The organism is Bacteroides sp. OM05-10AA (genome assembly GCF_003439055.1).
Taxonomy (GTDB): Bacteria; Bacteroidota; Bacteroidia; order Bacteroidales; family Bacteroidaceae; genus Bacteroides; species Bacteroides intestinigallinarum.
In genome coordinates this window covers 15,650-39,857 of record NZ_QSUR01000001.1, presented here as the reverse complement: position 1 = coordinate 39,857, position 24,208 = coordinate 15,650, and the positions used below count along the sequence as shown (strand labels likewise).

23 protein-coding genes are annotated in these 24,208 nt (G+C 43.2%); 8 read left to right on the top strand and 15 right to left on the bottom strand.

Annotated features, from left to right (window positions below; all coding sequences use genetic code 11):
- The first annotated feature begins 15 nt into the window (after positions 1-15).
- The 6 genes from DXB58_RS00170 (at position 16) to dnaG (ending at position 7,448) form a co-directional block, all read left to right on the top strand.
- Positions 16-978, top strand: coding sequence for a lipopolysaccharide assembly protein LapB (locus DXB58_RS00170; RefSeq protein ID WP_004297267.1), 963 nt, complete (start codon positions 16-18; stop codon positions 976-978).
- A gap of 300 nt (positions 979-1,278) precedes the next feature.
- On the top strand, positions 1,279-2,127 hold the full coding sequence (locus DXB58_RS00165) for a prephenate dehydratase (RefSeq protein WP_122135526.1): 849 nt from the start codon (positions 1,279-1,281) through the stop codon (positions 2,125-2,127).
- The gene (locus DXB58_RS00160) at positions 2,102-3,280 is read left to right on the top strand and encodes a pyridoxal phosphate-dependent aminotransferase (RefSeq protein ID WP_055167701.1); all 1,179 of its coding nucleotides are present in this window, start codon (positions 2,102-2,104) and stop codon (positions 3,278-3,280) included. Before DXB58_RS00165 ends, DXB58_RS00160 begins: the two co-directional genes overlap by 26 nt.
- An 87-nt stretch (positions 3,281-3,367) precedes the next feature.
- Positions 3,368-4,429: a bifunctional 3-deoxy-7-phosphoheptulonate synthase/chorismate mutase type II gene (locus tag DXB58_RS00155; RefSeq protein ID WP_004297264.1), complete on the top strand. Its 1,062-nt coding sequence runs from the start codon at positions 3,368-3,370 to the stop codon at positions 4,427-4,429.
- Positions 4,430-4,486: 57 nt separating this feature from the next.
- Complete coding sequence (locus DXB58_RS00150) at positions 4,487-5,260, top strand: prephenate dehydrogenase/arogenate dehydrogenase family protein (protein ID WP_055167702.1); 774 nt, start codon at positions 4,487-4,489, stop codon at positions 5,258-5,260.
- A 106-nt stretch (positions 5,261-5,366) separates the two neighbouring features.
- The gene (gene dnaG, locus DXB58_RS00145; protein ID WP_122135525.1) at positions 5,367-7,448 is read left to right on the top strand and encodes a DNA primase; all 2,082 of its coding nucleotides are present in this window, start codon (positions 5,367-5,369) and stop codon (positions 7,446-7,448) included.
- A gap of 29 nt (positions 7,449-7,477) precedes the next feature.
- On the opposite strand, the gene folE is transcribed toward dnaG, so the two are convergent.
- The 14 genes from folE to DXB58_RS00075 all read right to left on the bottom strand — a co-directional run bounded on the left by folE (position 7,478) and on the right by DXB58_RS00075 (position 19,169).
- Positions 7,478-8,068 (bottom strand): GTP cyclohydrolase I FolE, encoded by a 591-nt coding sequence (gene folE / locus DXB58_RS00140; RefSeq protein WP_004297261.1) that lies wholly within the window; start codon positions 8,066-8,068, stop codon positions 7,478-7,480.
- Positions 8,069-8,075: 7 nt separating this feature from the next.
- Positions 8,076-8,519 (bottom strand): SPOR domain-containing protein, encoded by a 444-nt coding sequence (locus tag DXB58_RS00135; protein ID WP_004297260.1) that lies wholly within the window; start codon positions 8,517-8,519, stop codon positions 8,076-8,078.
- Between the two features lie 118 nt (positions 8,520-8,637).
- Positions 8,638-9,393: a triose-phosphate isomerase gene (gene tpiA / locus DXB58_RS00130; protein ID WP_122135524.1), complete on the bottom strand. Its 756-nt coding sequence runs from the start codon at positions 9,391-9,393 to the stop codon at positions 8,638-8,640.
- 106 nt (positions 9,394-9,499) lie between these two features.
- Positions 9,500-10,858 (bottom strand): BT_3928 family protein, encoded by a 1,359-nt coding sequence (locus tag DXB58_RS00125; protein ID WP_122135523.1) that lies wholly within the window; start codon positions 10,856-10,858, stop codon positions 9,500-9,502.
- Complete coding sequence (locus tag DXB58_RS00120; protein ID WP_004297257.1) at positions 10,848-11,390, bottom strand: DUF1599 domain-containing protein; 543 nt, start codon at positions 11,388-11,390, stop codon at positions 10,848-10,850. The genes DXB58_RS00125 and DXB58_RS00120 overlap by 11 nt, the downstream gene beginning before the upstream one ends.
- A gap of 123 nt (positions 11,391-11,513) precedes the next feature.
- On the bottom strand, positions 11,514-12,383 hold the full coding sequence (locus DXB58_RS00115) for a peptidoglycan DD-metalloendopeptidase family protein (RefSeq protein ID WP_122135522.1): 870 nt from the start codon (positions 12,381-12,383) through the stop codon (positions 11,514-11,516).
- 19 nt (positions 12,384-12,402) lie between these two features.
- On the bottom strand, positions 12,403-12,867 hold the full coding sequence (ndk, locus tag DXB58_RS00110; RefSeq protein ID WP_122135521.1) for a nucleoside-diphosphate kinase: 465 nt from the start codon (positions 12,865-12,867) through the stop codon (positions 12,403-12,405).
- 223 nt (positions 12,868-13,090) lie between these two features.
- On the bottom strand, positions 13,091-15,187 hold the full coding sequence (gene recG, locus DXB58_RS00105) for an ATP-dependent DNA helicase RecG (protein WP_122135520.1): 2,097 nt from the start codon (positions 15,185-15,187) through the stop codon (positions 13,091-13,093).
- On the bottom strand, positions 15,188-15,847 hold the full coding sequence (locus DXB58_RS00100) for a 2-C-methyl-D-erythritol 4-phosphate cytidylyltransferase (RefSeq protein ID WP_122135519.1): 660 nt from the start codon (positions 15,845-15,847) through the stop codon (positions 15,188-15,190).
- A gap of 7 nt (positions 15,848-15,854) precedes the next feature.
- Entirely contained in the window at positions 15,855-16,406 is a 552-nt protein-coding gene (locus DXB58_RS00095) for a DJ-1 family glyoxalase III (RefSeq protein WP_117934574.1), read from the bottom strand.
- Positions 16,407-16,433: 27 nt separating this feature from the next.
- The gene (locus DXB58_RS00090; protein ID WP_122135518.1) at positions 16,434-17,309 is read right to left on the bottom strand and encodes a cell envelope integrity protein TolA; all 876 of its coding nucleotides are present in this window, start codon (positions 17,307-17,309) and stop codon (positions 16,434-16,436) included.
- 6 nt (positions 17,310-17,315) lie between these two features.
- Entirely contained in the window at positions 17,316-17,732 is a 417-nt protein-coding gene (locus tag DXB58_RS00085) for a biopolymer transporter ExbD (RefSeq protein ID WP_004305499.1), read from the bottom strand.
- 7 nt (positions 17,733-17,739) lie between these two features.
- Entirely contained in the window at positions 17,740-18,456 is a 717-nt protein-coding gene (locus DXB58_RS00080; protein ID WP_122135517.1) for a MotA/TolQ/ExbB proton channel family protein, read from the bottom strand.
- Positions 18,453-19,169: a pyridoxine 5'-phosphate synthase gene (locus DXB58_RS00075; protein ID WP_004297247.1), complete on the bottom strand. Its 717-nt coding sequence runs from the start codon at positions 19,167-19,169 to the stop codon at positions 18,453-18,455. The genes DXB58_RS00080 and DXB58_RS00075 overlap by 4 nt, the downstream gene beginning before the upstream one ends.
- A gap of 250 nt (positions 19,170-19,419) precedes the next feature.
- On the opposite strand from DXB58_RS00075, the gene DXB58_RS00070 reads away from it, so the two are divergent.
- Complete coding sequence (locus DXB58_RS00070) at positions 19,420-21,108, top strand: leucine-rich repeat domain-containing protein (protein ID WP_122135516.1); 1,689 nt, start codon at positions 19,420-19,422, stop codon at positions 21,106-21,108.
- Positions 21,109-21,195: 87 nt separating this feature from the next.
- Positions 21,196-22,104 carry an NAD kinase gene (locus DXB58_RS00065; RefSeq protein ID WP_122135515.1) on the top strand — a complete coding sequence of 303 codons (909 nt, stop codon included), beginning with the start codon at positions 21,196-21,198 and terminating at the stop codon, positions 22,102-22,104.
- Positions 22,105-22,248: 144 nt separating this feature from the next.
- On the opposite strand, the gene DXB58_RS00060 is transcribed toward DXB58_RS00065, so the two are convergent.
- Positions 22,249-24,207 (bottom strand): sialate O-acetylesterase, encoded by a 1,959-nt coding sequence (locus tag DXB58_RS00060; protein ID WP_122135681.1) that lies wholly within the window; start codon positions 24,205-24,207, stop codon positions 22,249-22,251.
- Between the last annotated feature and the right edge of the window lies 1 nt (position 24,208).

The following is a 24,208-nucleotide window of genomic DNA, read 5'->3' as shown; positions in this document are numbered from 1 at the left end:
CAAAAATAACACACCATGCCGAACTTTTTTAAATCTTTCTTCTCCGGTAAGTCGGAAACTCCGGAAAGTGAAAAACAGAAAAACGATCAGAAAAATTTCGAGATTTTCAAATACGACGGTTTACGTGCGCAACGCATGGGACGTCCAGATTATGCAGTAAAATGTTTTATTGAAGCTCTTGCCATCAAGGAAGAGTTTGAAACAATGGGCTATCTTAGCCAACTCTATATCCAGATGGGGGAAACGGCAAAGGCCCGCGAGCTATTGGAAAAGATGGCTGCTATGGAACCTGACGTCACAAGCACTTTCCTGACACTGGCCAATGTATGCTTCATCCAGGAAGATTATCAGGCTATGGAAGAAGCTGCCAATAAAGCGATTGCCATCGAAGAAGGAAATGCCGTGGCTCATTATCTATTAGGGAAAGCCCGTAAGGGACAGGATGACGACCTGATGACTATTGCCCATCTCACCAAAGCAATCACTTTGAAAGATGATTTCATTGAAGCTCGCCTATTACGTGCGGAAGCTTTGATGAACCTGAAACAGTATAAAGATATGATGGAAGATATAGATGCTGTGCTCGCCCAGAATCCGGAAGAAGAGACAGCCATGCTCCTGCGCGGAAAAGTGAAAGAAGCAGACGGCAAGGACGAAGAGGCAGAAGAAGATTACAAACTGGTGACGGAAATAAACCCGTTCAACGAACAGGCATACCTTTATTTAGGGCAACTTTATATCAACCAGAAAAAACTGACGGAAGCCATCGGCCTGTTTGATGAAGCCATCGAACTGAATCCGAACTTTGCGGAAGCCTACAAAGAACGCGGACGCGCTAAATTACTGAATGGTGATAAGGACGGTTCGGTAGAGGACATGAAGAAATCTCTGGAATTGAATCCGAAAGAGGAAGCTGGTCTGAACGGAGAATTCAAGAACCTGGGACCAAAGCCTGAAGCACTTCCCGGCATCTTTTAAGTATCCTTTTCATCTATTTTAGGCAAGAAAACAAAAAAAGTATCGTTTTTTGTTTGCATCTAACAGAAAATTATTACTTTTGCCCCAGAATTAAAAACCAAAGCAAAAAAGATAGATTCGAATGAAATCATTTACTTATGCATATTACTTCTTTTTTTACTTTTACTTTAGCAACAAAGTAGAGCGGGAGTTTGTATGTATCAAGTGACAGTGATGCTTAAGGACTGAATAGAGAAATCAATCATATGAATCCCGCTCCAATATGGACGCGGGATTTTTTTATATAATACATTTAGAACAATGAAAAAGATAGCAATTCAAGGAACACTCGGCTCATATCATGATATCGCCGCACACAAGTACTTCGAGGGAGAAGAAATAGAGTTAATCTGTTGTGCCAACTTCGAAGACGTGTTTACTTCGATACGGAAAGACAGCCAGGTTATCGGAATGCTAGCCATCGAGAATACGATTGCGGGAAGTTTGTTGCACAACAATGAATTGTTGAGACAAAGCGGCACACAGATTATCGGTGAATACAAACTGCGCATCTCGCACAGCTTTGTCTGTCTCCCCGATGAGAGCTGGGAAGATCTGACAGAAGTCAACTCCCACCCTATCGCCCTGATGCAGTGTCGCGAATTTCTGAATCAACATCCACAGTTGAAAGTGGTGGAAGGTGAAGACACGGCCCGCAGCGCAGAAATCATCAAGAATGAAAATCTGAAAGGACACGCTGCCATCTGCTCCAAAGCAGCAGCTGAACGTTACGGCATGAAAGTCCTCCAGGAAGGTATTGAAACGAACAAGCACAACTTCACCCGTTTTCTAGTTGTTGCCGATCCCTGGCAAGTAGACGAACTCCGCCAACATCATGCCAATGCAACCAACAAGGCAAGTATCGTATTCACTCTTCCACATACGGAAGGCAGCCTGTCACAGGTTTTATCCATTCTATCGTTCTATAATATCAATCTGACAAAAATTCAATCGTTGCCTATCATCGGACGGGAATGGGAATACCAGTTTTACGTAGATGTAGCTTTCAACGATTATCTAAGATACAAGCAGTCTATTGCTGCAATCACTCCATTAACCAAAGAACTTAAATTATTAGGCGAATATGCAGAAGGAAAGTCAAACGTATAAAATCGCTCCTGCCGACAGATTGGCAAGTGTAAGCGAATACTACTTCTCAAAGAAGCTAAAAGAGGTAGCACAGATGAATGCAGAGGGGAAGGATGTTATCAGCCTCGGTATCGGAAGCCCCGATATGCCTCCCTCAAGGGAAACCATCGAAACATTGTGCAACAATGCTCATGATCCCAACGGACACGGTTACCAACCGTATGTAGGTATCCCCGAACTGCGCAAAGGCTTCGCTGCCTGGTATCAACGCTGGTATGGAGTGGAACTGAATCCGAATACGGAGATACAGCCTTTAATCGGCTCTAAAGAAGGAATTCTCCATGTTACGCTGGCATTCGTCAATCCGGGTGAGCAGGTGCTAGTCCCGAATCCGGGATATCCCACCTATACATCTTTGAGTAAAATACTCGGAGCGGAAGTTATCAACTACGACCTGAAAGAAGAGGATGGCTGGATGCCTGACTTCGAGGCACTGGAAAAAATGGATCTTAGTCGCGTAAAACTGATGTGGACCAATTATCCCAACATGCCGACGGGAGCCAATGCAACTCCGGAAATCTATGAACGTCTCGTTGATTTTGCCCGTCGCAAGAATATCGTAATTGTGAATGATAATCCATACAGCTTCATTCTGAACGAAAAACCTATCAGTATCCTAAGTGTACCGGGAGCCAAAGACTGTTGCATCGAGTTCAATTCTATGAGTAAGAGCCACAATATGCCGGGCTGGCGTATTGGTATGCTGGCATCGAATGCTGAATTCGTACAATGGATATTGAAAGTGAAAAGCAATATCGACAGCGGTATGTTCCGTGCCATGCAACTGGCTGCTGCTACCGCCCTTGAGGCTGAAACAGACTGGTATGAAGGTAATAATAAGAATTACCGCAACCGTCGTCATCTTGCCGGTGAGATCATGAAAGCATTGGGATGCACCTACGATGAGAAACAAGTAGGCATGTTCCTCTGGGGGAAGATTCCAGCTTCCTGCAAGGATGTAGAGGAGCTGACAGAAAAGGTGCTGCATGAAGCAAGAGTGTTTATCACTCCGGGATTTATCTTCGGCAGTAACGGAGCAAGGTATATTCGTATCTCACTTTGTTGCAAGGACAATAAGCTGGCAGAAGCTCTGGAAAGAATTAAAAGAATCTAACCTCTCCCAAAGAGAGAACGACAGCAGAATGAGACAGAACAAATTCAATGAAAACAAGTTATTAAAAGAATAAAAACAAATAAGAATATGGAACTCGAATCAATTTTATTACCGGGCGTTGAAGCTAAAAGACCGATTGTCATTGCCGGCCCGTGTAGCGCAGAAACGGAAGAACAAGTAATGGATACAGCCAAACAACTGGCTGCTAAAGGACAAAAAATATATCGTGCCGGAATCTGGAAGCCGCGTACCAAACCGGGAGGTTTCGAAGGTATCGGTGTAGAAGGTCTTGCCTGGTTGAAAGAGGTGAAGAAAGAAACTGGAATGTATGTTTCTACGGAGGTAGCAACAGCCAAACACGTTTACGAATGTCTGAAAGCGGGAATCGATATTCTTTGGGTAGGTGCACGCACCACTGCCAATCCTTTCGCCGTACAGGAAATCGCTGACGCACTGAAAGGGGTTGATATCCCTGTATTGGTTAAGAACCCGGTGAACCCGGATCTCGAATTATGGATCGGAGCACTGGAACGTATCAACAACGCTGGTTTGAAGCGTCTGGGTGCTATCCACCGAGGTTTCAGCAGTTATGACAAAAAGATCTATCGGAATCTTCCCCAATGGCATATTCCTATCGAACTGCGCCGCCGCATCCCTAATCTTCCGATTTTCTGTGATCCGAGCCATATCGGTGGAAAACGTGAGTTGGTTGCACCGCTTTGCCAACAGGCTATGGACTTGAATTTCGACGGTCTGATTGTAGAAAGCCACTGCAACCCGGATTGCGCATGGAGCGACGCTTCTCAACAAGTTACTCCGGACGTACTCGACTATATCCTCAATCTGTTGGTAATCCGTACGGAAACACAATCTACCGAAAGTCTGGCACAGCTCCGTAAACAGATTGACGAATGTGACGACAATATCATTCAGGAATTAGCAAAAAGAATGCGTGTGGCCCGTGAAATCGGTACTTACAAAAAAGAGCACGGAATCACAGTCCTTCAAGCCGGACGTTACAATGAGATTCTGGAAAAACGTGGCGCGCAGGGCGAACAATGCGGTATGGACAGCGAGTTTATGAAGAAGATTTTCGAAGCCATCCACGAAGAATCAGTTCGTCAACAGATGGAAATTATTAATAAGTAGTTAGAGTAGTCAAGTAGTATCTACTACTTACTACTTGACTACTAAATAATAAACATTATGAGAATATTAATCCTTGGAGCTGGTAAAATGGGCTCCTTCTTTACTGATATTTTGAGCTTTCAACACGAGACGGCCGTGTTCGACGTCAACCCGCACCAGTTGCGTTTCGTCTATAACACATATCGTTTCACCACATTGGAGGAGATTAAGGAATTTGAACCGGAACTGGTTATTAATGCCGCCACAGTAAAGTACACGTTGGATGCCTTTCGCAAAATACTGCCTGTACTACCCAAAGACTGTATCATTAGTGACATTGCCTCTGTAAAAACCGGACTGAAGAAGTTCTACGAAGAAAGTGGTTTCCGCTACGTTTCCAGTCACCCTATGTTTGGCCCGACTTTCGCAAGTCTTAGCAATTTAAGCAGTGAAAATGCCATCATTATCAGTGAAGGCGACCACCTGGGAAAAATATTCTTCAAAGACCTCTATCAGACATTACGGTTGAACATCTTTGAATATACTTTCGATGAGCACGACGAAACAGTAGCCTACTCGCTTTCTATTCCGTTCGTATCGACGTTCGTATTTGCTGCCGTAATGAAACATCAGGAAGCCCCGGGAACTACGTTCAAAAAGCACATGGCAATCGCCAAAGGGTTGCTAAGCGAAGATGATTACCTGCTTCAGGAAATACTGTTCAACCCACGCACTCCGGGACAAGTAACTAATATCCGGACAGAGTTGAAAAACCTTCTCGAAATCATCGAAAACAAGGATGCGGAAGGTATGAAAAAGTATCTGACGAAGATCCGGGAAAAGATTAAATAATCAATACCGGTGCCAAGATTTAACGATCCCCTGCAAAAAAGTTCTTTGCAGGGGATTTTTTTATGTGTACCTTTGTATCCGCAAAAACGGATTCACAGGAGAAAGAATGATAGATCAAATTACCATAGACCGGATATTGGACGCGGCACAAATTATGGATGTCGTTTCTGACTTTGTCACCCTGCGCAAACGTGGTGTCAATTACGTCGGTTTGTGTCCGTTCCACAGTGATAAAACTCCTTCTTTTTATGTCTCTCCCGCTAAAGGATTATGCAAATGTTTTGCTTGTGGAAAAGGTGGAAATGCCGTGCATTTCATTATGGAGCACGAGCAGATGTCTTATCCGGAAGCATTGAAGTACCTTGCCAAGAAATATAATATCGAAATCAAGGAACGGGAATTAAGCGACGAGGAGAAGTTTGTGCAAAGCGAACGTGAAAGTCTGTTTATTGTCAATAACTTTGCACGCGATTATTTCCAGAATATACTAAAGAATCATATAGACGGCCGTAGCATCGGTATGGCCTATTTCCGTAATCGTGGCTTTCGCGATGACATTATTGAGAAATTTCAGTTAGGTTACTGTACCGAAAGTCATGATGCATTTTCCAAAGAGGCAATCCAAAAAGGATATAAGAAAGAGTATCTGGTAAAAACCGGACTTTGTTATGAAACGGATGATCACCGGTTACGGGATCGTTTTTGGGGACGTGTTATTTTCCCTGTCCATACGCTTTCCGGCAAAGTGGTGGCTTTTGGCGGACGTGTACTTGCCAGTGCAACGAAAGGGGTTAAAGTTAAATACGTCAATTCGCCCGAATCGGAAATTTACCACAAAAGTAACGAATTATACGGTATATATTTCGCCAAACAGGCTATTGTAAAGCAGGACCGTTGTTTTTTAGTTGAAGGATATACGGATGTGATCTCCATGCATCAATCCGGCATAGAGAATGTGGTTGCTTCTTCGGGAACAGCCCTCACGCCAGGACAAATCCGTATGATCCACCGGTTCACCAACAATATGACAGTGCTTTATGACGGTGACGCAGCAGGTATCAAGGCTTCTATCCGGGGAATTGATATGTTATTGGAAGAAGGGATGAACATCAAGGTCTGTCTTCTTCCCGATGGAGACGACCCGGACTCTTTTGCCCGTAAACATAACTCTACGGAATTTCAAGCCTTTATCTCGGAACATGAAACGGACTTTATCCGCTTCAAGACAAACTTGTTGCTGGAGGATGCAGGAAAAGACCCTATCAAGCGTGCGGAACTGATTGGTAACCTGGTACAAAGTATCTCTGTCATTCCGGAAGCGATTGTTAGAGATGTTTATATCAAAGAATGTGCCCAACTACTTCATGTAGAAGACAAACTGCTTGTATCGGAAGTTGCCAAAAGGCGGGAAACTCAAGCAGAGAAGCGAGCCGAGCAAACGGAACGGGAACGCCGGATGGCTGAAAGAACAGCTATGATGTCACAGGGCAGCACATCTCCTGAAAATGTTCCAATGCCTAATGGAGATATTCCGTTACCTCCTGAAGTGGATGGCGGATATACAGATGTTCCTCCTGCTCTGCAGGAAGACAGTTATGCCTCCTTTATTCCACAGGAAGGAAAGGAAGGGCAGGAATTCTACAAATTCGAGCGACTGATATTACAGGCGGTAGTTCGTTATGGAGAGAAAATCATGTGTAACCTGACCGATGAAGAAGGAAATGAAATTCCGGTAACCGTCATAGAATATGTGGTTAATGATCTGAAAGAAGATGAGTTAGCCTTCCATAATCCGCTGCACCGCCAAATGTTATCGGAAGCTGCTGCACACATGCACGATTCCAACTTCATTGCCGAACGTTATTTCCTGGCACATCCTGATCCGGTAATCAGTAAATTGAGTGTAGACTTGATTAATGTGCGTTATCAGCTTAGCAAATATCACTCCAAGTCCCAAAAGATCGTGACGGATGAAGAGCGGCTCTATGAACTGGTGCCGATGTTAATGATTAACTTCAAGTATGCAATCGTAACAGAAGAATTAAAGCACATGCTTTATGCCCTACAAGATCCTGCTCTTGCCCATGATAATGAGAAATGCGACTCACTTATGCAACGCTATAATGAGTTGAGAACCGTACAAAGCATCATGGCAAAACGGTTGGGAGATCGCGTCGTTTTACGATAAGCTTATTTGTTTAGTAAGTAGAAAACGGATTATACTCTTCCGTGTTGAATCAGATTCATAAACTCTTCACGAGTCTTTGCCTGATTGAAAGCTCCGGTAAAGTCAGAAGTAGTAGTAATAGAGTTTTGTTTTTCTACACCACGCATCTGCATACACATGTGTTTGGCTTCCACCACCACCATTACTCCCAATGGATTCAGCGTTTCCTGAATGCACTCTTTGATTTGCAGTGTCATGCGTTCCTGCACTTGCAGACGATGAGAGAATATATCGACTACACGGGCAATCTTACTCAACCCTGTGATATAGCCATTAGGAATATAAGCCACGTGCGCCTTTCCGTAGAACGGCAACATGTGATGTTCGCAAAGAGAGAAGAAATCGATATCTTTTACAATCACCATCTGACTATATTCTTCCTGGAATTTAGCAGAGCGAAGCACTTCGTGAGGGTCCATGTGATACCCTTTCGTCAAACTTAACATCGCCTTAGCCACCCGTTCCGGAGTTTTCAATAACCCTTCCCTTTCGGCATCTTCACCCAACAAAGTTATAATACTACGATAATGACTCTTCAACTCCTCCAGATTCGGAGAAACAATTTCTTCTTTTTCTAACATGATACAATTATAAAGGAATATTGATCTGGTCTCTTACAATAGAAACCTCTTTGAACACACCGGTAGCTTTCAACCGACGCATCATTGCATCCGCTTCTTCAATGCTACGGAAATCACCTACACGACAAAGCCAACGAGGTGGATTGAACGAAGTATATACCGTCAATTCAGGAAAATACTCTTTCACACGCGATGCTACATGATAAGCATCATTCTTCGCCTGACGAGTATTGTTACCGGCATACGCCTGGATTCTGAACCCGGAAGTCTTTATTACTTTCTGTTCACCTGTTGCAGGACGTTCCATACCTATCAGAGCCTCAATGCGGGGATCTTGATGGATAGTCACCTTTCCTTGCCCCGGAATGTTACGTTCCAGACTCTTGATAATACTTTGCGCTTGCGCAAAAGTAGCTGTCAAAACAAACAATAGGGTAAGTAAAACCTTCATTATTAAATAGTTGATAAATGATAAATGATAGTTGGAGAATGATAGTTGAAAAATAAACGATAGTCGATAGCAAGCTATACTGCATAGCAACTATCAACTATCATTTATCAACTATCATTTAATTGAAGGCATCAATGATACCCTTGAAATCAGATACTTTCAAAGCAGCACCACCAATCAAACCACCATCAACGTCCGGGTTAGAGAACAGTTCTTTAGCGTTAGAAGGTTTACAGCTACCACCGTAAAGGATAGAAGTATTGTCTGCGATTTCTTTGCCATACTTGTCAGCAACGATAGAACGGATGAAAGCATGGATTTCCTGTGCTTGTTCAGGAGAAGCTGTTTTACCTGTGCCGATAGCCCAAACTGGTTCGTAAGCCAATATAATCTTAGAGAAGTCTTCAGCAGACAGAGAGAATACAGATTCCATCTGTGCAGCTACCACTTCGTTCTGCTTGTTAGCTTCGCGTTCTTCCAACACTTCACCAATACAGAAAATCGGAGTCAGACCGTTAGCCAAAGCCAATTTCACTTTTTCTTCAAGGATAGCAACTGTTTCACCGTAGTATGCACGACGTTCAGAGTGTCCCAAAATTACATATTTTGCACCTGTAGAAGCAACCATTTCAGCTGAAACTTCACCTGTATATGCACCTGATGCTTTATCTGCACAGTTTTCAGCACCTACACCGATCTTTGCAGCGTCTACCAACGGAGTAACAGAAGCCAAGTGGATGAACGGAGTACAGATGATTACATCACAGTTAGGCTTTTCGTTAGCCAATGCTTCGTTCAATTCTTTAGCCAAAGCGATGCCCTCTTGAAGGGTTTTGTTCATTTTCCAGTTTCCTGCAACAATGTTCTTTCTCATTTTGTTTTTTATTTTAAAGGGTTAATAAATTTACGATTTCACGATTGACAATTGAACGATCGGGATTAGCGTTCGTTACAGAGGCCGCTCGTTATCATTTATTTTTTTATTCTTGTTCTTCTATTTTCGAATTCTCCGCTTTTAATTCTTTGTTTTTCATCTCTTCCTCTTGTTGCTTCCGCTTCGCGTTTTTCCGTTCTCTGCGGCGAACGACCAAAACATCCACCCCAAGCACTAGCAACAACGGAATAACAAACCATAAGAATACATATCCCACCGTATGAGTGTCACTGCTCACTTTCTGTTTTCCTAACGGCAGATTTTCCAGCTTGTCCGTCAGCACATATTCATCCGGTATATCCTCATCGCTCCATTTATTCAAGATTGTTCCGTTCTTAATCAGTATCAATCCCGGATTGGAACGAACCATTGTCTTTAATGTAATATCATCCATCTGACAGAAAGGATATTCAGCTCCCGTCTTATCCTTCCACAATTCGATCTGTTCTTCCGGTGAAGAAGTGAGGCAGTAAAATTTATAGCCATGCTCCACCGAATAGTCATATATCTCATTAATCAAATCAATGTTACTATCATCCGCCTCTTCAATCCGATGGGCAACCAACAAGAAGGTGTATCCTATATCCGTCAATACATCGTCTGTTATATCTTCACCCGTATTCAGATCAATCATAGAGAAATCGTGAATAGCCGGTTCATATCCTTTTTCCTTCAGAATTGTCCGTGTGTCGACAAATGTCCAGGTACTATCCGGATAGTTATCCAACGTAAATTCTTTCTTCTCTCCGTTCTTTTCCAAGATAAAGATGCTTTCATATACACTCGGTTTCGCTCCTTCGGGCATTGTCATCCCTTCCAGAATATTCTTTCCGATCTTGTAAGGACGAAAGTCTAAAACTGGCAGACGGTCCAGACAATAGAACGACAAAGTAAATACAAAGAACAGCGTATAGAGAGAAACCAGCCACTCCATCTTCACACTGATAAAACGGATCAGCATCCTCCTGTGGCGGAAAGCCATCATTGCTGCAAACAGCAGAATTATATTCTTACCGAATGTCTCCCAGTTTGTCAACACCCAGGCATCTCCAAAACAACCACAGTCCGAAACCGGATCAAAGATGGCAAGATACAAGGTCAGTGGTGTCATAAAAATCATCAGCATCAAAGCCAATGAAGTAGCCAACGTTCTCCTGGTAGCAAAGAATAAGGAGATACCGATAAAAAACTCAATGGCTGACAAGATGATACCTCCCAATAAAGGGAAGAATGAAGGGAACCAAGAAGCTATTCCGAATGCGGTCAGATAATCCTGTATCTTATACTGGAACCCCAGTGGATCAACTGCCTTTACAAATCCGGAAAAGATGAACGATGCCGCCAAAAGAAAGCGACACGTATTCGCCACTACCTCCTGAATGATATGTAAGTTCTTATCCTTCAAATTCTATCTTAATCAGTCCGAAAACAGAGTAATTAATCATATCCATATAATTGGCATCAATTCCCTCTGACACCAATGTGTTGCCGGCCAGGCTCTCAATCTGCTTGGTACGGTAAATCTTCATCAAGATCAAGTCTGTGTAAGAGCTGACACGCATGCTCCGCCAAGCTTCATCATAATCATGGTTTTTGGCAAGCATCAGGTCTAATGCCTCTTTTGCATACTTATCGTATAAAGCCATCGCTTCTTCATTGCTGATGTCGGCAGACTCGGCATAACCCAGTTCCAACTGGATGAGTCCGACAATGCCATAATTGACAATCGCAATAAACTCAGCACGGATTCCCTCGTCAATCAAGGTCACTCCTTTGGTTTCAATACTACGAATCCGATTGGCTTTAATAAAAATCTGGTCAGTCACCGAAGCCGGACGCAGGATACGCCATGCAGGCCCGTAATCGTGCAGCTTCTTGGAAAATAAGTCACGGCACAAAGCGATGACATGTTCAAATTGTTGCTTGGTATCTTTCATCTTCTTCCAAATAGTGCGCAAAGGTAACAATAATTAAGTAAAAACAGAAAGAGGGCACTCTAAATTATATTAAAGTGCCCTCTTCTAAAGATATTGTATTACTGTTTTATAAGCTATATTTTCTTATGAACAACGCAAAACCTGTCCGATACGCAAAGTCGTGGTCGGTTTGATGCGGTTCAGTTTGCAAAGTGTGCTGACTGATACGCCGCGCAACTTAGCAATGCGGGACAATGTATCGCCACTCTTCACCTTGTGATAACGGATAGCACCGTCAGCTACTTGGGTATCATGAGAGCCTGCACGTTTCACACCTTTTGCTTTACGGAATGTATAAGTATCGGCAACGATATCCTGTTTCGGGAAGTCGAACATATAAATCGGATTAATGGCAATTCCCAGGAAGCGGGTTTCGAAATGAAGATGCGAACCTGTAGAACGTCCGGTGTTACCACCCAATCCGATTACTTCTCCAGCTTTCACCAGTTGGTTTTCTTCCACCAATTGTTTTGACAAGTGTCCATACACAGTTTCCAATCCATTATCATGGCGGATAACGACATATTTTCCATATCCTCTACGCTCATATTTTACGATACGCACTTTACCGTCAAAAGCAGCAACAATTGTATCACCGATGTTAACCTTCAAGTCGAGACCATTATGCATTCTTCTCCAACGAGGGCCGAACGGCGAAGTAATTTTAGTACTCGGAGTTGGCATATGAAAACCAGTCAGGTCGATTGTATACGTTTCAGGGATAATAGCATTTCCGTAAGCATGCACATACTGGTTGTTCCAGTTTGGATAAAGACTTAGGGCGGGATATTCGGACTGTTCGGCGCGGATTTGCTTCTGCAAGGCCAAAGAGTCTACTGATTTTAATTTCTTGTCTATCGGTGCTTGGCGGGCAATCAGGTCTTGCGAGAAAGAGTTCAGACTGACCATAGCCGCAACAGCGACCAATCCTGTTTTAATAATGCTAAAATTCATTCGTTCTTTGTCAATTCAATTAATATTCGTCGTTTGCATACAGGTAGTCAAATGTCGCCTGCTTGTAATCGAATATTTCTTCCGGTTTAAAAAATCTCGTTAATTCAATAGCTGCAGTCTCCGGAGAATCGGATGCATGAACTATATTCTCTTGAAAGCTCATACTGTAATCCCCACGAATGGTGCCCGGAGCAGCTAAACGTCCATTAGTCGGTCCCGCCAACGTACGGACTGTTTGAATAGCATCCACACCTTCGAAACAACAAACAATGACAGGAGCTGTCATCATAGAATCTTTCACACGCTGAAAGAAAGGTTTGCCGCTAAGGTGGGCATAATGTTCGCTTAACAGTTCATCAGTCAGTTGCATCATCTTCATGCCAGCCAACCGTAATCCTTTACGTTCAAAGCGATGAGTAATCTCACCGACCAATCCCCGTTGAAGGGTACACGGTTTTAAAATGACCAGCGTTTTTTCAAGCATAATACTCGACTTTGCAAATGGTTAAACAATACATTTACTAAAAAAATTCTTCCAAAGGTAGTATTTTCCTATGAAAGAGCAAGAGAGTTATTAACTATTTTTCAGATGCTTAGTACGAAGAGAGGGAAAAACTGGGGCGTTAAACGCCTATAAATAGGGAGGATAGAGCCAAAACATGTTTTGCAACACATTTACGCAAATAAACTGCATGTTTAACCGTTTTTCAGCTTATGGCAGCCCAGTTAACATTCGTTTTCCGTAAGGCTTTAAGCTGTCGCCATAAGATTTCGTTCTCCGGACTTTGCGCTGCAGGGTCTTGTTCTACAATGCTTTCAGCTATAGCACGAACGTATTGCAACAATTGACCATCACGGACAATATCCGCGATCTTCAAATCGAAAGCGATACCGCTTTGCTGTGTACCTTCAAGATCACCGGGACCACGCAATTTCAAATCGGCTTCTGCTATTTCAAAGCCATCATTGGTGCGCACCATGATTTCCAATCGTTTCCGGGTATCCTCCGTCAACTTGTAATTCGTCACCAGAATACAATAAGACTGTTCTGCTCCACGCCCTACCCGACCGCGTAACTGATGTAACTGTGATAACCCGAAACGTTCTGCATTTTCAATAATCATCACCGAAGCATTCGGAACATTCACTCCCACTTCAATGACGGTGGTAGCTACCATGATCTGCGCTTTCCCCGAGACAAAAAGCTGCATTTGCTCCTCTTTCTCGGCAGGTTTCATTTTGCCATGCACTTTACAAACCGTACACTTCGGAAACTCTTCCAGAATATGCTGATACCCTTCTTCAAGATTCTTCAAATCAATCTTTTCGCTCTCTTTAATCAGCGGATAGACAATATAAACCTGGCGTCCTTCGTCGATCTGCTTACGTACCGAACGATACATGCTTTCCCGGCGATTGTCGAATTGATGGATGGTAGTTATCGGTTTTCTTCCGGGTGGAAGTTCATCGATAACAGACACGTCCAAATCACCGTACAAAGTCATCGCCAACGTACGGGGAATGGGAGTAGCAGTCATTACAAGTACATGCGGAGGTTGAACATTCTTACTCCAAAGACGGGCACGTTGAGCCACACCAAAGCGATGTTGTTCGTCAATCACAACGAAACCTAAAGAAGAGAAATTGACAGTATCTTCAATAACTGCATGTGTTCCTATTAATATCTGCACATCTCCGGTCAGCAATCCAGTCAGAATTGCTTCTCTCCTTTTTCCTTTAATAGAACCTGTCAATAGCTCAACACGAATATCCATGCCAAAAAGCAATTCCTTGATGGTTTCGTAGTGCTGGTTTGCCAGGATTTCGGTAGGTGCCATCATACAAGCCTGATAGCCATTATCCAATGCCAGCAGCATACTCATCAAGGCAACCAGTGTTTTTCCGCTTCCTACATCTCCCTGCAAAAGCCGATTCATCTGTCTGCCACTGCCGACATCGTTCCGTATCTCTTTCAATACCCGTTTCTGCGCACCCGTCAGTTGGAAAGGAAGATTCTTTGTATAAAATGTATTGAACACATCTCCCACTTTTTCAAAGATGTATCCACGATACCTTTTCTGCCTGTCTTTGGCATATCGGAGAATGTTTAACTGAACATAGAACAGTTCTTCAAATTTAAGACGGTATTGTGCCCGACGGAGGACATCGGGATTGGTCGGAAAGTGGATATTCCGGAGCGCTTCCGTCAAAGGCATCAAATGATGCTCCGTCAGCAACTTGGGAGAAAGTGTTTCAGATAGAGGCTCCTGTATCTGCTGAATCACCGTTGCCATCATCTTCTCAATCGCGTGAGAGTTGAGGAAACTGCGTTTCATCTTCTCCGTCGTACTGTAATAAGGTTGCAGCCCCACCGAGGAAAGTTTCAAATCATCCGGTTTGTCTACATCAGGATGCGCCACATTGATACGTCCGTTGAAAACTGTCGGTTTGCCGAAAATGATATATTCCTCGTGGAGTTTATACTTTCCCAAGATATACTTTATACCTTGAAACCACACCAAATCCACGACTCCTGTACCATCCGAGAAATGCGCTGTCAGACGGCGCTGCCGTCCTTCACCAATGGTCTCGAAACCGAGGATTTCTCCTTTCAACTGGATATACGGCATATTGCCATCTATTTCATGAATGTAATAGATGCGGCTCCGGTCAATATATTTATAAGGGAAATAATAAATTAAATCGTGCAAGGAGTAGATTTCCAACTCCTTATTTAATACAGCGGCTTTTTGAGGGCCTACACCGGAGATAAATTTTATGTCGCGTGTGGCTAAATCGAACATTTATAAAAGAGCACTCCCTACTTTTAAATCGAAAGGAGTTGTTATTTTTATATTTTCACGGTTGCCCTCTGCCAGATAAACGGGCATTCCCATCGCTTCCACAACGGAAGCATCATCTGTAAAGAAGGGGGTAAATTCCTGGGCATAGGCTTGTTTCAGCAACTCTACATCAAACACTTGCGGCGTTTGCACCAGTTTGTAATCAATCCGGCTGACTGTTTCACTTCCTGCATCTGTCAAATGGCGAAGCGTCTCTACTACATCCACCACAGGAATCACTGCTTTTTGCACCTCTGCCAACTCATAACAACGGCGAATCACTTCTACTGATACAAACGGGCGTACTCCATCATGCACTCCCACCAATCCCGGCTCTTGCACCAGTGCCAGCCCGTTCTTTACGGAATGGAAACGTGTTTCACCTCCTTCTGCAAGGACATGTTTCACCGTAAAATGATGTTCATCGCAAAGTTGCTTCCAGAAACGTTGTTGCTCCTGCGGAAGTACTAATATGATTTGAAGCGTCTCGTCATATCTCCTGAAGACTTCCAGGGTATGCATTAACACAGGTTTATCACCCATGGGAAGGAATTGTTTGGGGAGATCACTTCCCATTCGCAAGCCCTTTCCACCGGCGACAATGATTACATATTTCTTCATGGGCGGTTTAGCGTTTAACGCACATCGCTTCTACCAGTTCGTCTACTTTTTCTTTACCTACCAACAGATCAACGATCGCCAAGGCAAATTCCATAGCGGCACCCGGTCCCATACCCGTAATAATGTTTCCATCACGTACGACATGTGTATTTACACATTCGGCACCATCCAGATATTGTTCAAAACTCGGATAACAGGTGGCCTTCTTCCCTTTCAGCAGTCCCAGTTTACCCAGCACCATCGGAGCAGCACAAATGGCAGCAATAGGTTTACCTTTTGCAGCAAAATCAAGGATCAATTTACGCAGCCCTTCGTGCTTGTCAAGTGTAGCAGCTCCCGGCATTCCTCCCGGCAACAACAAAAGTTCAGCATCGAAGAAATCACAATTCTCGAAATTGATATCGCAAAGAACAGATACATCATGTGCTCCTACTACAATTTCATCCGGTGTAACGGATACGATTTCTACATTCAGTCCGGCACGTCTCAACGTGTCAATAGCAGTAAAGGCTTCAATTTCTTCAAAACCATCTGCAAAAAAAGCGTATACAGTTCCCATAATGCTTAATATATTTGGTTAATGATACTATCTCAAGTTAAAATAATAAGTGATTGTCCCTGTCTGGTTATTCACTCCATCGATCGTATTAAAACGGGCTTTCTTAGCTGCATCCTCTGCCGCCTTACGTAAAGCAGAATTTACAGTGTTCGTTTGAGGGCTAATGCTGGTCGACACTACTTGTCCTGCGGGATTCACGGTGATATTCACCACTACACGTCCTTCTTCCTGCACGTTATATGCAGGCTTCGGCAAACTACCCGTACCTAAAGAACGTCCGCCAAGGTCAAATGTTCCATAACCACCAGTTCCGGTTTTCGCTCCGGTAGAAGAATTACCTTCTTTACTACCTTCGGTTCCCGTACCACTGGTTGCCGTACCCTTATTACCCGTCATTTGCGCTCCTTTTCCGAACGCACCGGCTACTCTCTTTTTAGCGGCCTCTTCGGCAGCTTTGCGTTCACGTTCCGCTTTTTCCTCCGCCAGTCGTTTCGCTTCTGCAGCTTTTTCCGCTTCCGTTTTTTCCGGCTTCTTCACCGGTTCTTTCGGCTTGACCACCTCTTTAGGTTTCACCGTCTCTTTTTTCGGTTCTTCCGTCTTAGGTTTCAAAGTGACCGTTTCCTCTTCAGTCTGTGTCAGTAAATCCTGTTCAGAAGGGAGTTGCGGTTCTGTTTCCGCAGGCGGTGCTGCCGCATCTTCATCCATGATATCCACATCTACCAGAGAAGGATCATCAAAGCCGCTCGCTGCATCCACATTCCCCAGCATCACAGGCACTCCACCAGCATCTTCATCCGGTTGGGGGACAGTAAAGCTCACCAGAATCAAAAGAGCAATCACTGCCACATGCACCAACAGTGCACCGAGCGCTCCTATGTATTCACCCTTTTTTCTTCTGTCCATTGTTCCTTATTTATTTTCAGGCGGGCGGGTAGCCAGCACCATCTTAAAATGATTCTCGTTTGCAATGTTCAATACCCTTACAATCTCACGGTAAGGTACCGATTCATCAGCATACAATGCCACATACATTTCCGGTTCCTTCTCTGCACAACTCTGCAAAAAAGAGGTCAGATCGTTCAACGCCACCGGCTGCTCTTTTTCATTGCCGAAAGCGGCATAGAAATTCAAGTCCTTATCGATAACCACTCTTGTCAGCGGTTTGGCCGAAGTCTGCTGCTTGCCTTGAGGCAACAATACCTTTATGGCATTGGGCGACACCACCGTAGAGGTTATCATAAAGAATATCAACAACAGGAAGATGACGTCCGTCATGGAGGCCATACTGAAATTGGGCGATACTCTATTTCTTCTTTTTAATCCCATCTGCCAATTATTTTGCAGGCTCGTTCAACAAGTCCATGAACTCCATTGTACGAGATTCCATTTTATTTACCACACGGTCTACCAGCATCACCAGATAATTGTAGGCAAACATAGCGATGATACCAACAATCAGACCACCGACCGTTGTAATCATAGCTTCATAGATACCTCCCGAAAGCAAAGTGATATCAATGTTTCCACTTCCGGCATTGGCCATTTCGTAGAAAGCACGTACCATACCGGTCACCGTACCGAGAAATCCGAGCATTGGAGCACCTCCGGAAATAGTTGCCATCACAGTCAGTCCTTTTTCCAACTTTGCAACTTCAATATTACCCACATTCTCAATAGCTACCTGCACATCGTTAATAGGGCGCCCCAGACGGCTGATTCCTTTTTCTATCATACGTGCTGAAGGGGTATTCATCGTGCGGCAATAGTTAATAGCCGCTTTGATCTCTCCACTATGAATATAGTCTTTAATCCGTTCCATAAACATGGGGTCCTCTTTTCCTGCTTTGCGAATCATGTAGTTACGTTCAAACAGGATATAGAAGCAGAAAACTGACAGTACACCTAGTACAATCATAATCCATCCGCCCTTGATAGCCATATCAAGCATGTTCATTTCCGGAGCGTTTACCTCCGTCAGCACGGGGTTGGCAGTAGCCAGTGAGTCGGCCATATTCATAGCCCCTTGGGCTAACAAGATCATTGCATTCATGAGCGTAGACAGTTTTTATATTCCTGAATGGTACGTTCGAGTCCCAGATACAGTGCATCGCTAATCAACGCATGTCCGATAGACACTTCATCCACCCAAGGAATGTTTTTATAGAAATAATTTAAATTCACCAGACTTAAATCATGACCGGCGTTCAATCCGATCCCCAGTTTACGGGCAGTCTTTGCAGCTTCGATAAAAGGAGCGATAGCTGCTTCCGGATTCTTCGGATAATCCGTTGCATAAGGTTCAGTATACAGTTCGACGCGATCCGCCCCTGCTTTTGCCGCATATTCCACCATTTCAGGATCAGCTGCCACAAAAACGGAAGTACGAATGCCGGCACTGTTAAACTGATCGAGAACTTCCGTCAGGAATTCCTGATTTGCTTTCGTATCCCAACCGGAATTGGAGGTGATCTGTGAAGGATCATCGGGAACTAGAGTAACCTGATGAGGTTTTACTTTCAACACCAAGTCAATAAATTCCGGGGACGGATAACCTTCAATATTGAATTCAGTCCGCAACAGAGGACGCAAATCATATACATCTGAACGACGAATGTGACGCTCGTCAGGGCGGGGATGAACGGTGATACCATCAGCACCAAAAGATTCACAATCAAGCGCTACCTTTACTACATCGGGCACATTTCCCCCGCGAGCATTTCTTAGTGTAGCGATCTTGTTTATGTTTACACTTAATTTAGTCATAGTTCTACGTTATATTTGCCGCAAAAATACAAATATTATTATTAGTTGCCTAATAATACGAAACGCATTATAGGTTCTTTTTTGGTTATTTAAAGTAGAATCTTAAAGAAGATTTTTCATTTTCACTCATTAAATGGGAAAAAACCTACGATAATAAATTATGTTAAAGCCTGAAAAACAATTCTTTTACCATGGGAAAAACATACTTTTGTAGCTCTCTCGTTTTTGTTATACCAAAATAGAAAAGCATATGGATCAAGCCAATGACAACATCAAGGTCAATATTAACAGTCTGGTAAACAGCATAATCCTGCAAGCCATCGTAAACAGTGGTTCACAATCACTTTTATATGGGGAAGGCAATACAAAACCTCCTCCTGAAGACATAGAGAAGATGCTTGAAAACTTGTCCGCAATAGGCTTGGACGATTCTCAATTACCTTTTCCCGCTCCCAAAGAAAGCAGCAATGGTTTATCCTTATCGCCTGCCAATGATTTCCTGCAGACATTTCAATACTTCAAAGAAGAAGTTATCCAGATTTATAAAAATAAGTCCTGCCTCATGGATGAATTCCATGCTCGGTGTGAAAGCTATTTCCGTGATCAATATAAGAAGAAAGGAATCCACAACTTCTGCCAAGATTATAAAAGACAGTACCTCGCCAATTCTTTTCATAAGCGCGATGAGATAGACCAGTGGCTATATGAACAATGGAGTAGCGGGAAGTACTCCTTAGAACACATACGACTTTTTGTTGAGTATCTTAGTTTGTACTGTAAAAACAAAGAACAAGCTGCTTACTCCGACAGTGATGCAACAAAAAGAAAAATAGAAGAAAGCATAATGCCCGGAATTGAAGACTTGACACAAGAATGGAAGAAAATGAATATCATCACCCGGCTCTTTAAGGGGAAAAAGATTTTCAATGCGTATGCTTCCACTTTATCCGACTATTATTTGCAAGAACTACAGATAGAATCCAATGAATGTCTTTCATCGTTTTTCCATATGATCCGGGATAGACTGGAGCATCTACAAACCGTCATCAACACGGTTTATGAGATCCTGAACGGAAACGATAAACAGTCCTTTTATTTACTGGGAAGAGAAGAAATGTTTTCGAGCTTCATTCCCATGATAGAAGAAGAACATTTATCACTGTCTGATATGGGGATGAGCAGTATGACAGAAGTATTAAACTCACTCCAACAAACCTCATATCCTGAAGGTAATGAACGCATACAAAATTTGAAGGAAAAACTATCCCATATAGTGATAAATAAATATTTGTACCAATTAATAAAAGAACACGAGCTAACCATTGATATAATAACCGATGACATGGGAGTAGAATACACTCCCGATAAAAGAATACTTCTTAAAGCTCCCCAAAACCTTGAAAGTTATTACATTCCGAACAGCGTAGTGTCCATTTCTGATTCTGCTTTCTCCAATGTCACCAGTCTTGAATATATAAAAATACCTGAAGGAGTGTGTTCTATCGGAGAATCCGCTTTTCAGGGATGCAGCAATTTGAAAGAGATTATCTTACCCAAGTCGGTTATCCAAATCGGGAAACATGCTTTTTGCGGATGTACACAACTGGAAAATGCAACCTTTCTTTATCAAAACATTTCATTAAATGATGAATTATTTAAAGACTGTCCGGCACTAAAGAAGGAACGAATCCAGACCTATAACAGTGTGATAAGCGGATGGATGTTTGATACGGAAAACAGATCCGGCACTCATAAAGCAACCGGCATAGAACTCCGATATTGTTACGACAATGAAGATGGTACGATAAGAACAGAGCTTGTTGGTTATCCTACCCATGTGAGCAACCTTCATGCGCAAGGTTATTCAGAAGAAGAAATACACGCCACTTTCAGAGAAATAGGACGCGAATTTGTGCTCATATGCAAATCATTGTACTAAAAGAAAAAAGCGCTATGAAGATTTCATTCACTTTCATTCCATCATCCTGTTGAATATTCGCAAACAGATTGGCTATCTCGGAAAAAAATGCCAAATTTGCATCCTGAACTAATGATGTTGCTTATGAAATTTGCCATTTTCGGAAATACTTATCAAGCCAAAAAGTCTTTTCATGCTGTTACCCTGTTTCAACTTCTAAAGAGACAGGGAGCAGAGATTTGTATGTGCAGAGAGTTCTATCAATTCTTGACTGCAGATCTAAAAATGGAAATAGAAGCCGATTATTTATTCGACGGTGATGATTTTACAGCCGATATGGTAATCAGCATCGGAGGCGACGGCACATTTCTGAAAGCTGCCCGCCGTGTAGGAAGGAAAGGAATTCCTATTTTGGGAATTAACACAGGACGTCTAGGGTTTCTAGCTGATATTTCTCCGGAAGAAATGGAGGAAACATTCGATGAAATCCAAGCCGGAAGATATAGTGTAGAGGAACGAAGTGTACTTCAACTCATTTGTGACGAGAAGCATCTCCAGGATTCCCCTTATGCCCTCAACGAAATAGCTATTCTCAAACGGGACAGTTCCTCAATGATTAGTATCCGAACAGCAATCAATGGTGCGTATCTGAATACTTATCAAGCTGACGGGTTAGTAATTGCCACTCCGACAGGCTCCACAGCCTACTCTTTGAGTGTAGGAGGTCCAATTATGGTTCCTCATTCCAATACGGTCGCCATTACTCCGGTGGCTCCGCATAGCCTCAACGTCCGCCCTATCGTTATCCGGGATGATTGGGAGATTACATTAGATGTGGAAAGCAGAAGTCACAACTTCCTTGTCGCCATTGACGGAAGGAGCGAAACCTGCAAAGAAACGACTCAACTAACCATTCGCCGGGCAGATTACAGCGTAAAGGTGGTGAAACGTTTTAATCATATTTTCTTCGACACGCTCCGCAGCAAAATGATGTGGGGAGCTGACGGAAGAAGATAGTTTCTCATTTTGCCATCCTTTTTATTTTCTATTACTACAAGCCACCAACTTCACTCTACAACCCTCATCTGTTGACAAATAGCAAAAAGCCTGTCAGCGTTCTCTCACAACAGGCTTTATTAACTAAATAATGAAAGTAAAATATTACCAACAATCTGTCCTAAAAGGAGCAACTGGCAGTCCTGTTCTATCATATAAATTACAATCTGGGTTATCAGCCCAACCATAGCGCACAGCTACCGGATTGGAGACGTCCGGCGACCAAACCAATAATTCATCCCCTTTTATCTCCACCTTTGCTGGATAGAACACATGATCTGCACCTGCAATTGTAAATCCAGTCAGAAGATCCGAGGGTTGGAATCCTTTGGTATTGCCTTTGAACATCAAACGGACTATGCCTTTCTCAACAACATAATCCTTATAAGACATGATATCCGTTACTTTCCCTTTGCCATACGTTTTCTGTAAAGCAAGCAAGGACAGACGGCGTCCCACTTCCTGTTTGTTTTTGGGATGAATGTCGTTAGCGTCACCAATATCAATGGCTACTGCCATTCCTGTATTACATAGATGTAATGCTTTACTTTGTGCTTCCCGCAAAGCAGCCCATTCCGAATCCGGCTGTATCTCCTTACGTTCCAAATAACTAGCTAGCTGGACGAAGTAAAAAGGCATCTCCGAGTTTTGCCATTTATCGCGCCAGTCTTGAATCAACGACTGAAACAAGTCTGTATATTCAGCAGCACGTCCCACATTGGCTTCTCCCTGATACCAAATAACTCCCTTCACAGGAAAATGTATCAACGGATTCACCATTGCATTGTAAATTGCAGCCGGATAACTGGCATTATCAACCGGTGACAGCGGAACACGCGGAACTTCTTTCATAGAAACCCCAATCTTATATCTCCATTCTCCAGCCAACGGAATCTTATCCGCTTCACTGCAAGAGATCCACAAATCCTCCGGTTGCCCATGAATTCCACCTTCTCCCCCAAAGTCTGAAACACGAACTGTAATGACCGCCTGCCCCGTTTTCACCCATTCAGCGGGGACAGTATATTCACGTGGTGAGTTGTATCCATACCCACGAGCTATCTCAACCCCATTAAAATAGGTGACATCTTCGTCATCAATCATACCCAGTCTCAATTTTAACTGTTTTCCACTCCAGTCTGCCGGTATGTCAATGGTCTTACGAAACCATACAATGCCGTCAAAATTACTCATTCCTTTGTTTTCCCAATATCCGGGCAGAGACATGGTAGTCCAATTCTCGTCCGGATAGCCGGATAGTGTCCAAAGACTCCGGTTACCCGAATAACCTCTGTCGGCGTCATTCAAATTTTGTTGCCATTCCTTTCTATCCTCGTCATATTTCTTCCTTAGCAGATCTGCATTAAACTTTAGCGTTTGGGCATTTTCCACTTCTTTGCTAAATCCTAGTATCTTTTTCATCGCATCATAACTTTCCCACCCTTCCGCAGGGGTTCCACCCCACGTGCAATCAATCACTCCAATCGGCACGCCCAACTCTCTCCATAGGTTACGTGCAAAGAAATAACCGACTGCCGAGAAGTTTGGAATCACTGTGGGAGAGCATTCCTTCCAACCTCCCATAGTAGAAGCCAAATTCTTTCTAGGAGTCAATGAGGTTTCTTTTTTAACTTGAAACAACCGGATATACGGATAATCGGCTTCTGCTATTTCCTTCTCATAATTCATAACCTTACCCCAGCCGGCAAGCGGCATTTCCATATTTGACTGTCCGGAACAAAGCCAAACCTCACCGATCAGTACATTATGCAAAAAACACTCCTCGCCGTCAGATAGAACTATATCATAGGGACCACCGGCCTTGGGAGTCTCCACTTCTATACTCCATTCACCGCCTATGCCAATATCTGCCTTATACACTTTTTTATCCCAACCCACTCTTAGTTCAACGAAACCTTTTCCTGAAGATTGTCCGCTAATAAGAACTTTAGTTTGTTGTTGCAGCACCATGTTGTCCGCAAAATAACCAGGCAAAGTAATCTTTGCATACCCACCCATATGGGCAATACACAGTAGTAGTAATAGTATAAATCTCCTTTTCATC